At 63.6% G+C, this 17,218-nt stretch carries 16 protein-coding genes; 9 read left to right on the forward strand and 7 right to left on the reverse strand.

What is annotated here, in order from left to right:
* Nucleotides 1–364 (reverse strand): aconitate B (locus AB5S05_RS19995; RefSeq protein ID WP_500181171.1); only part of this gene is annotated, 364 nt, incomplete at its 3' end.
* Nucleotides 365–767: 403 nt separating this feature from the next.
* On the opposite strand from AB5S05_RS19995, the gene AB5S05_RS20000 reads away from it, so the two are divergent.
* Nucleotides 768–1,244: a DUF1289 domain-containing protein gene (locus AB5S05_RS20000; protein ID WP_369289285.1), complete on the forward strand. Its 477-nt coding sequence runs from the start codon at nucleotides 768–770 to the stop codon at nucleotides 1,242–1,244.
* 59 nt (nucleotides 1,245–1,303) lie between these two features.
* Here the strand turns inward: AB5S05_RS20000 and uspL are convergent, their stop codons facing one another.
* Nucleotides 1,304–2,167, reverse strand: a complete 864-nt coding sequence (uspL, locus tag AB5S05_RS20005; RefSeq protein WP_369289286.1) for a universal stress protein UspL — start codon at nucleotides 2,165–2,167, stop codon at nucleotides 1,304–1,306.
* Nucleotides 2,168–2,330: 163 nt separating this feature from the next.
* Between uspL and AB5S05_RS20010 the strand changes: the two genes are divergently transcribed.
* The gene (locus AB5S05_RS20010) at nucleotides 2,331–2,933 is read left to right on the forward strand and encodes a MiaE family protein (RefSeq protein ID WP_369289287.1); all 603 of its coding nucleotides are present in this window, start codon (nucleotides 2,331–2,333) and stop codon (nucleotides 2,931–2,933) included.
* 30 nt (nucleotides 2,934–2,963) lie between these two features.
* On the opposite strand, the gene AB5S05_RS20015 is transcribed toward AB5S05_RS20010, so the two are convergent.
* A complete protein-coding gene (locus AB5S05_RS20015; RefSeq protein ID WP_369289288.1) occupies nucleotides 2,964–4,181 on the reverse strand; it encodes an MFS transporter in 1,218 nt (405 codons plus the stop codon).
* Between the two features lie 123 nt (nucleotides 4,182–4,304).
* Here AB5S05_RS20015 and AB5S05_RS20020 point away from each other — a divergent pair, with 123 nt between their 5' ends.
* Nucleotides 4,305–5,153: a LysR substrate-binding domain-containing protein gene (locus AB5S05_RS20020; protein WP_369289289.1), complete on the forward strand. Its 849-nt coding sequence runs from the start codon at nucleotides 4,305–4,307 to the stop codon at nucleotides 5,151–5,153.
* 18 nt (nucleotides 5,154–5,171) lie between these two features.
* Here the strand turns inward: AB5S05_RS20020 and lpxH are convergent, their stop codons facing one another.
* Together lpxH and AB5S05_RS20030 are read right to left on the reverse strand one after the other, a co-directional pair.
* Nucleotides 5,172–5,894 carry a UDP-2,3-diacylglucosamine diphosphatase gene (gene lpxH / locus AB5S05_RS20025; protein ID WP_369289290.1) on the reverse strand — a complete coding sequence of 241 codons (723 nt, stop codon included), beginning with the start codon at nucleotides 5,892–5,894 and terminating at the stop codon, nucleotides 5,172–5,174.
* Complete coding sequence (locus tag AB5S05_RS20030; protein WP_369289291.1) at nucleotides 5,891–6,385, reverse strand: peptidylprolyl isomerase; 495 nt, start codon at nucleotides 6,383–6,385, stop codon at nucleotides 5,891–5,893. The genes lpxH and AB5S05_RS20030 overlap by 4 nt, the downstream gene beginning before the upstream one ends.
* 178 nt (nucleotides 6,386–6,563) lie before the next feature.
* On the opposite strand from AB5S05_RS20030, the gene AB5S05_RS20035 reads away from it, so the two are divergent.
* Both AB5S05_RS20035 and cysS read left to right on the forward strand, forming a co-directional pair.
* A complete protein-coding gene (locus AB5S05_RS20035; protein ID WP_369289292.1) occupies nucleotides 6,564–8,234 on the forward strand; it encodes a glutamine--tRNA ligase/YqeY domain fusion protein in 1,671 nt (556 codons plus the stop codon).
* Nucleotides 8,235–9,620, forward strand: coding sequence for a cysteine--tRNA ligase (cysS, locus tag AB5S05_RS20040; RefSeq protein WP_369289293.1), 1,386 nt, complete (start codon nucleotides 8,235–8,237; stop codon nucleotides 9,618–9,620).
* 96 nt (nucleotides 9,621–9,716) lie between these two features.
* On the opposite strand, the gene stpA is transcribed toward cysS, so the two are convergent.
* Complete coding sequence (stpA, locus tag AB5S05_RS20045; protein WP_369289294.1) at nucleotides 9,717–10,988, reverse strand: glucosylglycerol 3-phosphatase; 1,272 nt, start codon at nucleotides 10,986–10,988, stop codon at nucleotides 9,717–9,719.
* Nucleotides 10,989–11,151: 163 nt separating this feature from the next.
* Nucleotides 11,152–13,023 (reverse strand): sigma-54-dependent Fis family transcriptional regulator, encoded by a 1,872-nt coding sequence (locus AB5S05_RS20050; protein WP_369289295.1) that lies wholly within the window; start codon nucleotides 13,021–13,023, stop codon nucleotides 11,152–11,154.
* A 316-nt stretch (nucleotides 13,024–13,339) separates the two neighbouring features.
* Here AB5S05_RS20050 and AB5S05_RS20055 point away from each other — a divergent pair, with 316 nt between their 5' ends.
* Genes AB5S05_RS20055 through AB5S05_RS20070 form a run of 4 tightly spaced genes read left to right on the forward strand, consistent with a single transcriptional unit; the run spans nucleotide 13,340 to nucleotide 17,218 of the window.
* On the forward strand, nucleotides 13,340–14,434 hold the full coding sequence (locus AB5S05_RS20055; protein WP_369289296.1) for an ABC transporter ATP-binding protein: 1,095 nt from the start codon (nucleotides 13,340–13,342) through the stop codon (nucleotides 14,432–14,434).
* A complete protein-coding gene (locus tag AB5S05_RS20060; RefSeq protein WP_369289297.1) occupies nucleotides 14,434–15,546 on the forward strand; it encodes an ABC transporter ATP-binding protein in 1,113 nt (370 codons plus the stop codon). Before AB5S05_RS20055 ends, AB5S05_RS20060 begins: the two co-directional genes overlap by 1 nt.
* Nucleotides 15,543–16,409, forward strand: coding sequence for a carbohydrate ABC transporter permease (locus tag AB5S05_RS20065; RefSeq protein ID WP_369289298.1), 867 nt, complete (start codon nucleotides 15,543–15,545; stop codon nucleotides 16,407–16,409). The genes AB5S05_RS20060 and AB5S05_RS20065 overlap by 4 nt, the downstream gene beginning before the upstream one ends.
* A gap of 8 nt (nucleotides 16,410–16,417) precedes the next feature.
* A complete protein-coding gene (locus tag AB5S05_RS20070) occupies nucleotides 16,418–17,218 on the forward strand; it encodes a carbohydrate ABC transporter permease (protein ID WP_369289299.1) in 801 nt (266 codons plus the stop codon).

The raw sequence follows: 17,218 nt of genomic DNA on the forward strand, positions 1-17,218 counted from the left end.
TGTGCTTGAGCTGTTCGGCGGCGACGCTGCCCAGCTCGGCATCGTCGAGCAGTTCGACCAGGGTGGCGATGTTGTAGCCGCCCTGCATGGTGCCCAGCAGTTCGACGGCGCGCTGCTTGTTGATCAGTGGGGAGTTGGCTTCGCCCTTGGCAACGGCAGAGAGGAAACCGGCCTTGACGTAGGCGGCTTCGTCCACGCCTGGCGGTACGCGATTGGTGATCAGGTCAACGAGAAATTCTTCTTCGCCAGCCGGCGGGTTTTTCAGCAGCTCGACCAGGCCTGCGGTTTGTTCGGCGTTCAGCGGCTGGGGCACGATACCCTGAGCGGCACGCTCTGCTACGTGGTTGCGATAGGCTTCAAGCACAGTTATTACCCTCATCAGTGGTCCCAAAGGGTTGTCCGGGACGCGATCCAGAAAACACCGAACCAGGCGCTTCGTGGCTTTATGGGCCACTCAGCCAAGGTTTCAGGGATTTCTTCCAGAAGCTGCTTTCAAAGTTTTACGCCGGCAGGACGGGCGAGATGAGGGCTGACACCGGCTCCTGGGGGGACTCCATGAGCCGGCGCCAACATCGTACCTGCAGGATCGACTGTGCTCGTGACGCTTTGAAAACAGCTTCCAACGGACATTGGCGCCTTTAAAAGGCGGGCCGATTCTACTGGAAAGCTTTGATAAAGTTAAGTAAGCGGCCGGCACAAGCGGGTGATCTGTCATAGACAAAGGGCTAATATGGGCCGCCGTCAGCTTGCCCGTAGTTATCCCTTCTATGTCCAATCAGCGCATCAAAACACCCTGTGTCGGTCTTTGCTCGACGGTCTACGGCGACCTGGTATGTCGTGGTTGCAAGCGCTTCCACCATGAAGTGATCAATTGGAACGGCTACAGCGAAGAGCAGAAGCACGCTGTCTGGCGGCGCCTGGAGGTGCTGCTGGTACAGGTGATGGCCGCCAAGCTGGAGGTGTTCGATCCGGTCTGCCTGCGTGGCCAGCTGGAGCAGCGACAGATCCGCTACGTCGCAAATCAATCGCCCTATTGCTGGGCCTACCAGTTGATCGCCCGCGGCGCCCGGGCGATCAATCAGCTGGAGGCCTACGGCGTGGTGTTGCTGCCGGAGTTTCGCGGCTGGAGCCTGCCGCAACTGCGCGATGCCATCGATCGCGAGTTTTTCCTGTTGTCCGAGGCGCACTACGAGCGCTATGTGGCGCCGAAATTCCTGTCGGCAGGGCTCGATCCGTCCGCTTGATCGCCCTTGGTGCTTGCGAAACGGAAAAAGCCGCCCTGCGGCGGCTTTGTTCTATGCGATCAGTGATTGGCGACCAGCTCCTCCAGGTGGGCAATGATTTCCTCGGGCTTGAGCACCAGGACATCGCTTTCCAGCGAGTCGAGGACCACCTCGGCGGTATTGCCGATCAGCGCGCCGGAGATGCCGGTCCGTGCGACCGTACCGATCACCGTGACCGCGGCATTGAGCTGATGGGCCACCTTGGGGATCAGCGAGTCGGCCGGGCCCTCGACAATGTGCAGGCACTCGTCGGCGATGTCGTACTCGGCCTGGAACGACTTGCATTCATCGCGATAGCGCGCCTCGATGGTCTCCTTCAGCTGGAAGGTAGGATCGCCTGCCGACAGCATGGGTGCGGGATGCGCGCTGATCACATGCAGCTTGGCCTTGGCCAGATTGGCGATCTCATAGCCATGGTTGATGATGCTGGCGTGCAGCGTGCGGTGCTCGTCGTCGGCATTGCCCACATCAACCGCGGCCAGCACGGTACCGCCGGTCCATGGTTTGTCGGTCTTTACCATCAGCACGGGGCTTGGGCAGTAGCGCAACAGCTTCCAGTCATCCGGCGTCAGCAGCGCCTTCTTCAGCGGGTTGTCGGGAAAGTGCTGCTTGATCACCAGGCCGCAGCCCTCGGCCTGTTGCACGCTGATGATGGTCTGGTGCAGGTTTTCATGCCAGGCCTGCTGGCCGGAGGCGTTGTAGCCCTCGCGGTTGAGCGTGGCGCAGAGATCCTTGAGATAGGCCGAATGATCATGCTTCTTGTCGCAGACCAGCAGATGCAACTGCGATTGAGTGACGCCGGCGATCAGTTTGGCCCGCTTCAGCGCCAAACCTTCCGGCCGCTCTGGCTCCATGACCACTAAGAGGTTGCGAATAGCTTGCATGTTCGTCTCCATTCGAAGGTTTTTTGCTGATCGATTCTGCTTTTAACAACTATAGATGCAGGGCGTGAGCCGTGTTCTTGACTGGTATCAACTGACCGGCTGGTCGCCGCCGGCCGGGCTCGTATAATGGTCGGCCCGAGTCGCCCTCCACATTCGTGAGCTTATGCAACTGTTACCTGAAATCGAAGCCTTTCTGCTGTGCCCGACGCCTGATGCCTGGATTGCCCAGGCATTGGAAAATCAGGACGTGATGCTGATCGATCACGCCAATTGCGAGAAAAAGGCTGCTTCTACGGCCCTTACCCTGCTGTTTCGCTACATCGAAAAGGCCGATTTGCAGTACAACCTGTCACGTTTGGCACGCGAGGAGTTGCGTCATTTCGAGCAGGTCGCGGCCCTGATGAAGAAGCGTGGCATCGCCTACCGCCCGGTCAGCGCGGCCCTCTACGCACAGCGACTGCACAAGCACATGCGCACCTCGGAGCCGCACAAACTGGTGGATACCCTGATTATCGGGGCCTTTATCGAGGCGCGCTCCTGCGAGCGCTTTTATCGCCTGGCGCCGCACCTGGATGAGGAGTTGGGCCAGTTCTATCGGTCCTTGCTCAAGTCCGAGGCGCGGCACTATCAGGGCTACCTGAAAATGGCCCGCGATTATGCCGCGCAGCCCATCGATGAGCGGGTGGCCTTCTTCGCCGAAATCGAGCGCGAGGCGATCCTCACGCCGGACAAGGAGTTTCGCTTCCACAGCGGCGCAGCCGCTTAGGGGTTCTGGCAAATTTCATCCTTGCCGTTCTCAGCAGGCCTCGGCGGCCGCCGGTTGCGCCGCCAGTGCTGCCTTGCGATCGCCGCGCAGGATGACGATGGCCAGGGCCACCAGCAGCAGCGATGCGCCCGTCAGCACGAAGAACACGTCGTGCAATGAGCCGGTGGTTTCGCGGATATAGCCGGCCAGCAAGTTACCCAGGGTCCCGCCCAGGCCGAAGGTCACCATGCAGATGCCGCTGATCTGCATGGTCGCGGTCGATGAATAGTGCTGGTTGACCCAGCCGGCGACGATGCCCCACATCGGGAAGTACATCAGGCCATAGCCGAAGCCGGCGACCAGGGCGCACCTGCCCGGATCGAAAACGAAGGCCAGCAGGCCCAGGGCAAAGCCACTGAAGATCAGCATCAGGGCGGTGCCGTGACCACGGCGGTCGGCCAGTTTGCCGGTGACGAAGCCCGCCACCATGCCGGTGGCGCCGACCGTCGACCAGGTGTAGCCGCCCAGCGCCGGCGGCAGGCTGAGCTCGGCCAGGTAGGTGTTGAGCCAGTAGGAGAAGGGCATGGTGGTGAAGCCCACCAGCAGGCAGATCAGGCAGGCGAACAGTGCCGTGCGCTCGCCAATGATGGTGGCAAACAGTTTCGAGGTGGGAATCGCCGTGTCGACCGGGCCGCCGACGACCGGAGTCAGGGAAGCGGCCTTGAGGTCACGCAGCATGTGCCAGGTCAGGGCGACCACCAACAGGCCGAACAGCCCGGCAACCTGCCAGCTGGCCTGCCAGCCAAGCAGTGGTACCACCACCAGGATCAGCAGGCCGTTGAGGGCATAGCCCCAGGCCGTGCCGCTGGAAGCGCAGGACAGATAGGTCGAGCGCAGCTCCGGGCGGGCGCAGCGGCTGACGATCTCGACAATGCAGCCCCAGCTGATCGCCGCACTGGCGGCCAGACAGGTCAGGGTCAGGGTGATCAACAGTGGATCGCGCAATTGCGCCATGGCGAACAGCAGGCTGCTGGTGGTGATGCCGGTCAGCAGGGCCAGGCGACCGGTGCCCAGGCGGTGGCCGAGCGTGCCGAGGAGCATGGCCCCGGCCAGATAGGCCACTTGGGTCAAGGCGCCGATGGTCGCCAGCTGCCAGGCGCTGATCTCGATGGATTCGCGCATGAACGGCATCAGGGCGGCAAACAGGAACATGCCGAAGCCGTGGCTGACGATCTGGTTCATGCCGAAGGTGGTGGGCATTCGCATCATTCGAACTCCGTGATGGTGCGGTGGCGCAGGGGGGCGGTTGGATGCGGCGTAACATATCCACTTGCTAGAGTTCGGAAAAACGATAAATATTGAGCGCCTCTTTCAATAAGATTGAACTCTGCCATGCGCGATCTGCCGATTGTCTTGCTGCGCACCTTCGTCATGGTCGCCGAGACGCTTAACCTGACTACCGCAGCTCAGCGTCTGCATCGCGCGCCCTCGACCATCAGCATGCAGCTCACTCGGCTGGAGGCGCTGGTGGCGGCCGAACTGCTGCAGCGCGGTCAGTACGGAGTCAGGCTGACGCCGGTCGGGGAGCAGCTGAAGTCCTGTGCCCAGCAGCTGCTCAACCTGCATGACCGTATTCTCGGCACCTTTCAGCATGCCGACGTGGGCGGCCAGGTGCGCTTCGGCACCCATGACCAGTACGCCACCCGCAGCCTCGTCCCGCTGCTGGAGAGTTTCGTGGTGAGCTATCCGGAGGCCAGCCTGGAAGTGGTCTGCGATCACCGTCCCTATCACCTGGCCACGCTGGTGGCCGAGGGGAAGCTGGACCTGGCCCTGGTGGAAATGCCGGCTTTCTCGGATGGCGGGCAGCGCCTGTTTCGTGACGAATTGGTCTGGGTGTGCAGCGAGATGCATTCGACTCACGAGCGCGACCCGCTGCCGCTGGCGGTCTTCGTCGAGGGCTGCTACCACCGCGACTCGGCGCACAAGGTTCTGAGCGAGGCGCAGCTTCCCTACCGGATCGCCTTCACCAGCCAGAGTCGCGCCGGGGTCCTGGCGGCGGTGCGCGCCGGGATCGGGGTGGGAATCATCCCCCGCTCGACCCTGGAGCCGGGCCTGCGGGTGATCGAAGAGGGATTGCCGCGTTTGCCGGGCACCGATATCACCTTGTTTGTCGGCGAGCGGGTCAACGAGGCGACCCGGCGCCTGGCCCAGACCGTCGAGGCCAGCCCGCAATACCGCTAGCCGGCGCCGATCAGCCGATCAGCCGAGCGGGAAGGGCGCCAGTTGCCAGTCCGGCCCGTCGATCTGCAGGGCCCAGCCCTGCTTGTCCCAGTCGCCCAGGACGATGCGCCGAGCGGCCTGGCCGCCGACCTGCAGTCGATGGGTCGCCGGACGATGGGTATGCCCGTGAATCAGCGTGTGGACGCCGTGGGCGGCCATCACCCTTGGCACCTCGGCCGGGGTGACGTCGACGATCTCGCTGGCCTTCATCGAGGTTTGCGTACGGCTTTCCTGGCGCAGTTTGCGCGCCAGCTTCTGCCGTGCAGTCAATGGCAGATGGCGCAGCACGAACAGGGTAAACGGGTGGCGCAGCCAGCGACGCAGGCGCATGTAGGCCTCATCCTGGGTGCACAGGCTGTCACCATGCATCAGCAGCACCCGCTCACCGTCGAGCTCCACCAGGCTGGGATCGCTCAGCAGGCTGCAGCCAGCCTCGCGGCAAAAGGCCTGCCCGAGCAGGAAGTCGCGATTGCCATGCATCAGGTAGATGCGCGTGCCGCTGTCGCTGAGCTGGCGCAGGGCCTGGGCGATCGAGCGCTGGAACGGACTGATCGCATCGTCGCCGATCCAGGCTTCGAAGAAGTCGCCGAGGATATACAGCGCCTCGGCCTGGCTGGCGCGGGTCTTGAGAAAGTGCAGAAACGCCCGGCTGATGTCCGGGCGTTGTTCTTCGAGATGCAGGTCGGAGATCAGCAGGATCACTCGACGATCTCGGCCTTCTCGATGATCACGTCATCGACCGGTACATCCTGGTGGCCGGATTTCATGGTGGTGGCAACGCCCTTGATCTTCTCGACCACGTCCATGCCTTCGACCACTTCGCCGAACACCGCATAGCCCCAGCCCTGTACGGTCGGTGCGCTGTGGTCGAGGAAGTTGTTGTCGGCGACGTTGATGAAGAATTGTGCCGAAGCCGAGTGCGGCTCCATGGTCCGCGCCATGGCCACGGTGCCGACCTTGTTGGAGACGCCGTTGTTGGCTTCGTTCTTGATCGGCGCGCGGGTGCTCTTCTGCTTCATGCCTGGCTCGAAGCCGCCGCCCTGAATCATGAAGTTGCTGATCACGCGATGGAAAATGGTGTTGTCGTAGTGCCCGGCTTTGACGTATTCCTTGAAGTTGGCCACGGTTTCCGGGGCCTTGTCGTCGAACAGGTTGAGGGTGATGACGCCGTAGTTGGTGTGCAGCTTGATCATAGGGTTAATCGCTCTGTCGGGAATTCCAGCGGCCGGGTCGATATCCTGTGGTTGCGTCGCCTATTGGCCATCGAACGGGCTGCTGGGCCTGTCAGGGGGTTGACAGCTTCGGCTATGATAAGCGCTTTGTTTTAGTCGGCCTACCCTGCGCCGCGCGCCAGCATGATCTAAGGACCCCATGAGCAAGCCAGAGACTCCCGCCGCTTCGAACTTTCTTCGCCCCATCGTCCAGGCTGACCTGGCGTCCGGAAAGCACGCGAAGGTCATCACCCGCTTCCCGCCGGAGCCCAACGGCTACCTGCATATCGGTCATGCCAAGTCGATCTGCCTGAACTTTGGCCTGGCCAAGGAGTTTGGCGGCGAGTGCAACCTGCGCTTCGATGACACCAACCCGGCCAAGGAAGATCAGGAATACATCGACGCGATCAAGAGCGACGTGCGCTGGCTGGGTTTTCAGTGGGCGGGCGAGGAGCACTACGCCTCCGATTACTTCGACCAGCTGCACGACTGGGCGGTGCACCTGATCAAGGCAGGCAAGGCCTACGTCTGTGACCTGTCGCCGGACCAGGCCCGCGAATACCGCGGCAACCTGACCGAGCCGGGCAAGAACAGCCCCTTCCGCGAGCGCAGCGTCGAAGAGAACCTCGACCTGTTCGCCCGCATGAAGGCCGGCGAGTTCGCCGATGGCGCCCGTGCGTTGCGCGCCAAGATCGACATGGCCTCGCCGAACATGAACCTGCGCGACCCGATCCTCTACCGTATTCGTCATGCGCACCACCACCAGACCGGCGACAAGTGGTGCATCTACCCCAGCTACGACTTCACCCATGGCCAGTCCGATGCCATCGAGGGCATCACCCACTCGATCTGCACCCTGGAGTTCGAGGATCACCGCCCGCTCTACGAGTGGTTCCTCGACAACCTGCCGGTGCCGGCCAAGCCGCGCCAGTATGAATTCGCCCGGCTCAACCTGAACTACACCATCACCAGCAAGCGCAAGCTCAAGCAGCTGGTCGACGAGCAGCACGTGCACGGCTGGGACGACCCACGCATGTCGACGCTGTCCGGCTATCGCCGCCGCGGCTACACTCCGGCCTCGATCCGCACCTTCTGCGACATGGTCGGGGTCAACCGTGCCGGCGGCGTGGTGGACATCGGCATGCTCGAGTTCGCCATCCGCGAGGACCTCGACGCCAATGCCGCTCGCGCCATGTGCGTGCTCAAGCCGCTCAAGGTGGTGATCACCAACTACCCGGAAGGTCAGGTGGAAAACCTCGAGCTGCCGCGCCACCCCAAGCAGGACATGGGCGTTCGCGTGCTGCCGTTCAGCCGCGAGATCTACATCGACGCCGGCGACTTCGAGGAAGTCCCGCCGGCAGGCTTCAAGCGCCTGGTTCCCGGTGGTGAGGCGCGCCTGCGCGGCAGCTACGTGATCCGCGCCGACGAGGCGATCAAGGATGCCGACGGCAATATCGTCGAGCTGCGCTGCAGCTACGACGAGAACACCCTGGGCAAGAACCCGGAAGGGCGCAAGGTCAAGGGCGTGATCCATTGGGTGCCGGCGGCCGAGAGCGTTGAGTGCGAAGTGCGCCTGTACGATCGCCTGTTCCGCTCGGCCAATCCGGAGAAGGCCGAGGAGGGCTGCAGCTTCCTCGACAACATCAACCCCGAGTCGCTGGTGGTGCTCAGCGGTTGCCGCGCCGAGCCGTCGCTGGCCCAGGCCCAGCCGGAGGAACGCTTCCAGTTCGAACGCGAGGGCTACTTCTGCGCCGACATCAAGGACAGCAAGCCAGGCGCGCCGGTGTTCAACCGCACCGTGACCCTGCGCGACTCCTGGGGAGGCCAGTAAATGGCGCTGTCGATCTACAACACCCTGAGCAAGACCAAGGAAGCCTTCACGCCGCTGGTGGACAACCAGGTGCGCCTGTACGTCTGTGGCATGACGGTCTACGACTTCTGCCACATCGGCCACGCCCGGGTGATGGTGGCCTTCGACGTGGTCACCCGCTGGCTGCGTCAGCGCGGCTATGAAGTGACCTATGTGCGCAATATCACCGACATCGATGACAAGATCATCAAGCGCGCCCAGGAGAACGTCGAGCCCTTCGAGGCCCTGGTCGAGCGCATGATCAAAGCCATGCACGAGGACGAAGCGCGCCTGAGCGTGCTGCGTCCGGATATCGAGCCGCGCGCAACCGGCCATATCCCCGGCATGCACCAGATGATCCAGACCCTGATCGACAAAGGCTTCGCCTATGCGCCGGGCAATGGCGACGTCTACTACCGGGTCGGCAAGTTCGTCGGCTACGGCAAGCTCTCGCGCAAGAAGATCGAGGACCTGAAGGTCGGTTCGCGAATCGAGGTCGACGAGGCCAAGGAAGATCCGCTGGATTTCGTCCTGTGGAAGGGCGCCAAGCCGGGCGAGCCGAGTTGGGATTCGCCCTGGGGCAAGGGCCGGCCGGGCTGGCATATCGAGTGCTCGGTGATGTCGACCTGCTGCCTGGGCGAGACCTTCGACATCCACGGCGGCGGCCCGGACCTGGTGTTCCCCCATCACGAGAACGAGATCGCCCAAAGCGAGGCGGCCACCGGCAAGCTCTACGCCAACGCCTGGATGCACGCAGGCGCAGTGCGGGTGGACGGTGAGAAGATGTCCAAGAGCCTGGGCAACTTCTTCACCATTCGCGAGGTGCTGGAGAAATACCATCCGGAAGTGGTGCGCTACCTGCTGGTGTCCAGCCACTACCGCAGCCCGATCAACTACTCCGAAGACAGCCTCAAGGAAGCCAAGGGCGCCCTGGAGCGTTTCTACAACGCGCTCAAGGGCCTGCCGGAAGTGCAGGCGGCGGGGGGCGAGGCCTTTGTCGAGCGTTTCGGCGCGGCCATGGACGACGACTTCAACACGCCGGAAGCCTGCGCCGTGCTGTTCGAGCTGGCCCGCGAGGTCAATCGCCTGCGCGAAACCGACCCGCAAGCCGCCGCCGGCCTGGCGGCGCGCCTGAAGTCGCTGGCCGCGGTGCTCGGGGTACTGCAGCTGGAGCCGGACGCCTTCCTGCGCGCGGGTGCCGAGGGCAAGGTCGAGGCCGCCGAGGTCGAGGCCCTGATCGCCGCGCGCCTGCGGGCGCGTGCGGAGAAGAACTGGGCCGAATCCGACCGCATCCGCGACCAGCTCGGCGCCATGGGCGTGGTACTGGAAGACGGCAAGGGCGGCACCACCTGGCGTCTGGCCGAATAGTCCGCTTGCCAGGCTTGTCCGGGGCCGCTTTCGAGCGGCCTTTCTGTTGCTGAGCCTTGCCGCAGAGGGCTAGGGCGATCGGCGAACCGGGGCGGTCTATTCGCGCCCGCCCGCATAGCGCTCGGCCAGGTCGCAGAAAAACGCCACGTACTGGCTATGGCCGCCGGTAAAGACCACGTCCAGCCGTAGGGAATCGGCGGGGTCGCTGATGCCCACGGCTGCCGCCCAGGGCTCGAGTTCCCCGCATTGCAGCTGCGCCGCATCGATGCCCGGGCGCGCCACTTCGCCGGCGCTGCTGTCGACATAGACCACCCGGTTGTCGCTGTCGAAGGCCTCGCCCAGCGCCTGGACCAGGGTCAGGAAGCCGCGGTCGCTGCCACCGCGCAGCTGCTCGGCGCGGCCGTCGACCTGCCGGGAAGAGGAGGTCACCGTGTCGCCCACCCCGACGATACGCGGCATCTGCGCCGGGTCGAAATGCTCGCGGGCCAGTCGCAGCAACGCAGCATGATCGCGAGGCGCCTGGCGGGCGTTGAAGTCCGGGCCCAGCGGGTAGCGGCCGGTGCGCTGGTGGTAATAGTGATTGAGGATCACCAGCACGCCGACTTCCTTGATTGCACCCTTGAGCATGAATTGGAAGTCGGTGGTGCCGGCGTTCTGCACATCGGCGTACCTGAGCCGCTCCTGGCCCTGGGTGTCGCTCCCCAGGTTTGGTGCGAAATGTACGAAGAAGGCGTGTTGCAGGTTCGCGCCCGCGGCGTCCTGCAGCAGGCGCTGCAGGAAGGCGGCACAAGCGTCCTGCAGGCGCCGATAGAGGTCTGGGCGCCCATGCAAGTGCTGGTAGCAGCTGTTGATGTTGAGGGTCGGCGAGGCGAGGTTGTCCAGTACGCTCGCGGCAACCAGTGCGGCGATGTCCGCCGCGGCGAGGCCAAACGGCGGGGCGCCCAGCAGCTCGCCGAGAAATTGCCTGGCCTTGCCTGGAACCGCCTTTAGAAAGGCCAGCTCCGCCTCGCTTACGCCTGGGTGAAAGACCTTGCCGTAGTGATCCTGTTGCTGCGCGCCGCCGGCGGCCAGCCCCGGCAGGTACAAGCCCTGCTCCTTGGCCTGGCTGGGCGTATCCAGGGCCCGCTCGATGATGCCGTTCACTCCACGGCTGCCGATGTGTTCGCCGTTGGTCAGCACATAGAAGCTGCCCGCCAGCCGCCGCGCCGCCTCGACGTAGCGGCGCTCGATGGTGCGGGTCAGTGGATCGCGGACCAGGCCCATGCACACGCCGTCGAGATCCTGAATGATCAGCAACTTGTCGGTGCGGAGGAGGGAATCGAGCAGGCGGGGGTGATCGAGGGAAAAAACCGGGTGATCTCTAGTCATGGCGCCATCTTACCCGCAGAAGGGCGTCGGACCAATCCGGGCGTCCTCGCTTACCGCGCGGCCCGGCGGTACGCGAGGCCTGTCGGCAGCCAGCTCTGGCTGCGCTCATGGGGCGCTGCAGGGGCGGCGGTATCGACTCGGCCCTGCCTCTGCCGCCGCACGTCTAAGGCTTCAGCCCTTGCTCGCGTAAGCGTTTGTACAGGGTGTTGCGGCTGACGCCCAGGCGGCGGGCCAGGCGGGAAATGTTGCCGGCGTAGGCCTGGTACTGGCTGGCCAGCTCGGCGTCGTCGACCGTCGGCGACGGCGCTGCGCCGTCCTGGCTTTGCGCTGGGGGCTGTTCGGCGGCCGGTTGCAGATCGGCAAAGAAATCATCCGGCAGGTGCTCCGGCCCGATCGGCCGCTCGTCGGCCATCGCCAGGGCGATCTGCAGCACGCTGCTGAGTTGGCGCAGATTGCCGGGCCAGGGATGCCGCTCGAACAGGCGGACGACGTCCGGACTCAGGCCGGCGTCTTGCTGCGGGTCGCGGTGATGGTCCCAGATACGCTGGAACATCGCCGTCTTGTCGGTGCGCTCGCGCAGTGGCGGCAGCTCCAGGTTGAGGCCACTGATGCGGTAGTAGAGGTCCTGGCGGAACAGGCCGGCATCGACATCCTGGCGCAGCGGGCGATTGGTGGCAGAGATCAGGCGAATGTCCACCGCATGCAGTTCGCTGCTGCCCAGCGGTTGCACGCAGCGCTCCTGCAGGACGCGCAGCAGGCGCGCCTGCACTCGCAGCGGCATGTCGCCGACCTCATCGAGAAACAAGGTGCCCTTGTGAGCCTTGCGGATCAGGCCGATGCTGCCTTTCTGGTTGGCGCCGGTGAAGGCGCCTTTTTCATAGCCGAACAATTCGGACTCCACCAATTCGGCGGGAATGGCTGCGCAGTTCACGGCCACCAGCGCCTGCTCGGCACGGGAGCTGGCCCGGTGCAGGGCTTTGACGAAGACCTCCTTGCCCACGCCGGTCTCGCCGTGCACCAGGATCGGAATGTCTTTTTCCAGCAGGCGTTCGGCCTGGCGCACGGCCTTGTCGACCCGCGGGTCGCCCAGGTTGATCGAGGCCAGGGTGAAGCCCTTGCCGAGTTCAGTGTTGCGGTCGGGGGGCGCGGGGCGAAAGTCGCGGGCCTGAATGGGCGGCGCCTGCTGCGGGCGCTTGAGCATCCCGTGAAAGCGATAGCCGGCGGCGGTGGGCAGGGCGAATGGCAGTCCCTCGGGGTGCCTGAGCAGCTGCGCCAGGGGGATGCCGAACAGGCTCTCGACCGTCACCCGCGACAGGCTGATGCCCAGCAGGCTGTCGGCCCGGCGGTTGGCGGAGACCACCAGGCCGGTCTCGTCGAAGATCAGCAAGCCGGCCCACTGGCTGCCGAGGTTGTTCAGGCCGGTATTGAAGACCAGCTGGAAGTAGTCGCCCTGGAACAGGTTGAGGATCAGGCGGTTCTCCACCGACTGGCTCATCATCTTGACCATGCCCAGGGTGTGGGAGGGTGGCAGGTAGCTGTCGCTCGATACATCCAGCACGCCGATCATCTGCCGCTGGGCATCGAATATCGGCGAGGCCGAGCCGGTCATGAACCGGTTGGCCTTGAGGAAGTGCTCGTCGTGCTGAATGTGCACCGCCTGGGCGCAGCTCAGCGCCGTGCCGATGGCGTTGGTCCCGGCATAGCGCTCCAGCCAGCTGGCCCCGGCGATGAAACCCGACGCCTGGGCCGGTTCGACAAAGCGCTGATCGCCCCAGGACTGCAGCAGCCGGCCCTGGCTATCGGCCAGCATGATCAGGCAGTTGGAGTTGGCCAGGATGTTCTCGTAGAACGGCAGCACCTCCTGGTGGGTGGTTTGCACCAGGAAATGCTGCTTGTCGAGCAGCGTCCTCACCTCGCTTTCGGCGGGGCGGTCGAAGCGGGGAACGCTTTGATGAGTCAGGCCGTATTGCCGGCAGCGCGACCAGGAGTCCTGGATGATGGCTTGGTGGGCAAGGGTTTGGGCAGCTTCCGTCATAGGTGTTCCGTTCACCTGGGGTCTGTGTCTTTTCTTGTAGTTATGGCGCGACGACGCTCTGTCCGTGGTCGTGCGCGGCCCACAGAGTGTTGTTCAGAGGTGTTCATTGTCAACGGCAGAGCTGTTCAGTTGTTCAGCCTGAACACTGTTCATTCGCGCCACTGGCTTTCTGCTGGTCTCCTGGGCGCATTTGAAATCTCTTTTTATTCAGAGGTTTACCGACTTCATAGGCTGTGCTGCAACTGTGGCACGCAAATCGCTAACTCATAGCGCAACGGTTTAGCACCGCAGTACATAACAACAACAAGGTCACGCCATGTCGTTAACCCTCGAACACGTCAGTCGCGTTGTCGATAACCAGGTCTACATCGACGATGCCTGCCTGAAATTCGAAGCCGGATCCTTCAATGTGTTGCTTGGCCGCACCCTGGCCGGCAAGACCAGCCTGATGCGGCTGATGGCGGGCCTGGACCGACCGACCGGCGGGCGCATCCTGATCAATGGCGCCGATGTCACCGGCCTGCCGGTACGCCAGCGCAACGTGTCGATGGTCTACCAGCAGTTCATCAACTACCCGACCATGACCGTGTTCGAGAATATTGCCTCGCCACTGCGTCAGGCCGGCGTCGCCCAGGCCGAGATCGTGCGCAAGGTCGAGGAAACCGCCTGCATGCTGCATATCGAGAACCTGCTCCAGCGTTATCCGCTGGAGCTCTCGGGCGGTCAGCAGCAGCGCACGGCCATGGCCCGTGCGCTGGTCAAGGAGGCCGAGCTGGTGCTGTTCGACGAGCCGCTGGTCAACCTCGATTACAAGCTGCGCGAAGAGCTGCGCCAGGAAATGCGCGAGCTGTTCCAGGCGCGCCACAGCATCGCCATCTACGCGACCACCGAGCCGAACGAGGCGCTGGCCCTCGGCGGCACTACCACCATCGTGCACGAGGGGCGAGTGGTGCAGAGCGGACAGACCGCCGAGGTCTATCACCGGCCGCAGCAGGTGCTGGCGGCCGAACTGTTCTCCGAGCCGCCGATCAACCTGCTGGCCGGCACCATCGGCGGCACCGAGGTCAGTTTCGAGGACGCGGTGCATTTCCCCCTCAATCCCGATCTGCATGGGCTCGCCGAAGGCGCTTATCGCTTCGGCGTGCGCCCCAGCCATATCGGCCTGGTGCCGTCCAATGATGACGATCTGGAGTTGGCGGTGACCGTCGACCTGGCGGAAATCAGCGGATCGGAAACCTTCCTGCATGTGCGCAACGAGCACTTTTCCCTGGTGCTGCATCTGCCCGGGGTGCACGAGTACGACGTCGATGCGCCGATCCTCATCTATATCCCGACCCACAAGCTGTTCGTCTTCGACCCCCAGGACCGGCTGGCCCGCGCGCCGAGCCGGCGTCTCATGAGGAGTGCCTGATGGCCGAGATCCGCCTGCAGAACCTGGCCCATAGCTACAGCCGTGAGCCGGCCGGGCCAGCTGACTATGCCATCCGGGCGATGACCCATGTCTGGGAGCAGGGTGGCGCCTACGCGCTGCTGGGCCCTTCCGGATGTGGCAAATCGACCCTGCTGAACATCATTTCCGGGTTGCTCAGCCCGTCGCAAGGGCAGGTGCTGTTCGATGCCCGGGAGGTCAATCGGCTGCCGCCGGAGCAACGCAATATCGCCCAGGTTTTCCAGTTTCCGGTGGTCTACGACACCATGACGGTGTTCGACAACCTGGCCTTTCCGCTACGTAACCAGGGCATGGCCGAGGCCAAGGTGCTGAGCAAGGTGCACGAGATCGCCGAGGTACTCGACCTGCATCCGTTGCTCGCGCGCAAGGCGCGCAACCTGACCGCCGACGAGAAGCAGAAGGTCTCCATGGGTCGCGGCCTGGTGCGTGATGACGTCTCGGCGATCCTGTTCGACGAGCCGTTGACGGTGATCGACCCGCACCTGAAGTGGAAGCTGCGGCGCAAGCTCAAGCAGATCCATGAGCAGTTCAACATCACCATGGTCTATGTCACCCACGATCAGCTGGAGGCCTCGACCTTCGCCGACAAGATCGCGGTGATGTACGGTGGCCAGATCGTCCAGTTCGGCACCCCGCGCGAGCTGTTCGAGCGCCCCAGCCATACCTTCGTCGGCTATTTCATCGGCAGCCCGGGGATGAACCTGATCGAGGTCGAGCCCTGCGCGGGCGGGGTCCGCTTCGGCGACATCCAGGTACCTCTCGGCGATGCCCTCAAGCGGCGCCTGGCCGGCTTGGCGGGCAAGCGTCTGCAGCTGGGCATCCGGCCGGAGTTCGTGCACGTCTGGGACGGCCCCTATGAGGGGGCTTTGAATTGCGAGGTGGTGCACCTCGAGGATCTGGGCACCTACAAGATTCTCAGCCTGCGCCTGGGCGATCAGCTGCTCAAGGTACGCCTGCAGGAAGACCACCAGGTGCCGCACAAGCAGGCCCATATCAGTTTCCCGGAACAGTGGCTGATGCTCTACGCCGATGACTTCCTGATCGACGTCACGCACCCGGAGGTGCCGGCATGAGCAAGGTGCACAACAACAAGGCCTGGTGGTTGGTGCTGCCGGTGTTTCTGCTGGTGGCCTTCAGTGCCATCGTGCCGATGATGACGGTGGTCAACTATTCGGTGCAGGACATCTTCGATCAATCGAGCCGCTACTTCGTCGGGGTCGACTGGTACCGTCAGGTGCTGCAGGACCCGCGCCTGCATGATTCGCTGCTGCGTCAGTTCATCTATTCGGCCTGCGTGCTGCTGATCGAGATTCCCCTGGGGATAGGGATCGCCCTGTGCATGCCGACCAAGGGGCGCTGGGCATCGCTGTGCCTGATCGTCATGGCCATTCCGCTGCTGATCCCATGGAACGTGGTGGGCACCATCTGGCAGATATTCGGTCGTGCCGACATCGGCCTGCTCGGCTGGAGCCTGAATGCCTCCGGTGTCGATTACAACTATGCCGCCAACACCCGCGATGCCTGGGTCACGGTGCTGGTGATGGACGTCTGGCACTGGACCTCGCTGGTGGCGCTGCTGTGCTACTCGGGGCTGCGGGCGATTCCGGATGTCTACTACCAGGCCGCACGCATCGATCGCGCCTCCTCCTGGTCGGTGTTCCGGCACATCCAGTTGCCGAAGATGAAGAGTGTGCTGCTGATCGCGGTGATGCTGCGCTTCATGGACAGCTTCATGATCTACACCGAGCCCTTCGTGCTCACCGGCGGCGGGCCGGGCAACGCCACCACCTTCCTCAGTCAGACCCTGACCCAGATGGCGATCGGCCAGTTCGACCTGGGGCCGGCGGCCGCGTTCTCGCTGGTGTACTTCCTGATCATCCTGCTGGTTTCCTGGCTGTTCTACACGGCCATGACCCATGACGACAAAAAACACTGAGGCCTAGCATGAACAAGCGCAAACGCGTGGCATTGCTGCTGTACATCCTGTTCCTGCTGGTGCCGATCTACTGGCTGCTGAACATGTCGTTCAAGAGCAATACCGAGATTCTCGGTGGCCTCAGCCTGCTGCCGAGTCGCTTCACCCTGGACAACTACCGGGTGATCTTCACCGACCCCAGCTGGTACCAGGGCTACCTCAATTCGCTGTACTACGTCAGCCTCAACACCCTGATCTCCCTGAGCGTGGCGCTACCGGCGGCTTACGCCTTCTCGCGCTACCGCTTCCTCGGCGACAAGCACCTTTTCTTCTGGTTGTTGACCAATCGCATGGCGCCACCGGCGGTGTTCCTGTTGCCGTTCTTCCAGCTGTACTCCTCGATCGGCCTGTTCGATACCCATATCGCCGTGGCCCTGGCCCATTGCCTGTTCAACGTGCCGCTGGCGGTGTGGATCCTCGAGGGCTTCATGTCCGGGGTGCCCAAGGAGATCGATGAAACAGCCTACATCGACGGCTACAGCTTTCCGAAGTTTTTCGTGAAGATCTTTATCCCGCTGATCGGCTCGGGCATCGGCGTCACCGCCTTTTTCTGCTTCATGTTCTCCTGGGTCGAGCTGCTGCTGGCGCGCACCCTGACCTCGGTGGAGGCCAAGCCCATAGTCGCGGTGATGACCCGTACCGTGTCGGCCTCGGGAATCGATTGGGGGGTGCTGGCCGCGGCCGGCGTGCTGACCATCCTGCCGGGCATGCTGGTGATCTGGTTCGTGCGCAACCATGTGGCCAAGGGCTTTGCCCTGGGCCGGGTATAA

Source organism: Pseudomonas zhanjiangensis, from assembly GCF_041027545.1.
Taxonomy (GTDB): Bacteria; Pseudomonadota; Gammaproteobacteria; order Pseudomonadales; family Pseudomonadaceae; genus Aquipseudomonas; species Aquipseudomonas zhanjiangensis.

Bases quoted from the DNA above. Each gene is read 5' to 3' on its own strand.
- AB5S05_RS20000 (WP_369289285.1), top strand. From the start codon at position 768: ATGTCCAATCAGCGCATCAAAACACCCTGTGTCGGTCTTTGCTCGACG.
- uspL (WP_369289286.1), bottom strand. From the start codon at position 2,167: ATGCAAGCTATTCGCAACCTCTTAGTGGTCATGGAGCCAGAGCGGCCG.
- AB5S05_RS20010 (WP_369289287.1), top strand. From the start codon at position 2,331: ATGCAACTGTTACCTGAAATCGAAGCCTTTCTGCTGTGCCCGACGCCT.
- AB5S05_RS20015 (WP_369289288.1), bottom strand. From the start codon at position 4,181: ATGATGCGAATGCCCACCACCTTCGGCATGAACCAGATCGTCAGCCAC.
- AB5S05_RS20020 (WP_369289289.1), top strand. From the start codon at position 4,305: ATGCGCGATCTGCCGATTGTCTTGCTGCGCACCTTCGTCATGGTCGCC.
- AB5S05_RS20030 (WP_369289291.1), bottom strand. From the start codon at position 6,385: ATGATCAAGCTGCACACCAACTACGGCGTCATCACCCTCAACCTGTTC.
- AB5S05_RS20035 (WP_369289292.1), top strand. From the start codon at position 6,564: ATGAGCAAGCCAGAGACTCCCGCCGCTTCGAACTTTCTTCGCCCCATC.
- cysS (WP_369289293.1), top strand. From the start codon at position 8,235: ATGGCGCTGTCGATCTACAACACCCTGAGCAAGACCAAGGAAGCCTTC.
- stpA (WP_369289294.1), bottom strand. From the start codon at position 10,988: ATGACTAGAGATCACCCGGTTTTTTCCCTCGATCACCCCCGCCTGCTC.
- AB5S05_RS20050 (WP_369289295.1), bottom strand. From the start codon at position 13,023: ATGACGGAAGCTGCCCAAACCCTTGCCCACCAAGCCATCATCCAGGAC.
- AB5S05_RS20055 (WP_369289296.1), top strand. From the start codon at position 13,340: ATGTCGTTAACCCTCGAACACGTCAGTCGCGTTGTCGATAACCAGGTC.
- AB5S05_RS20060 (WP_369289297.1), top strand. From the start codon at position 14,434: ATGGCCGAGATCCGCCTGCAGAACCTGGCCCATAGCTACAGCCGTGAG.
- AB5S05_RS20065 (WP_369289298.1), top strand. From the start codon at position 15,543: ATGAGCAAGGTGCACAACAACAAGGCCTGGTGGTTGGTGCTGCCGGTG.
- AB5S05_RS20070 (WP_369289299.1), top strand. From the start codon at position 16,418: ATGAACAAGCGCAAACGCGTGGCATTGCTGCTGTACATCCTGTTCCTG.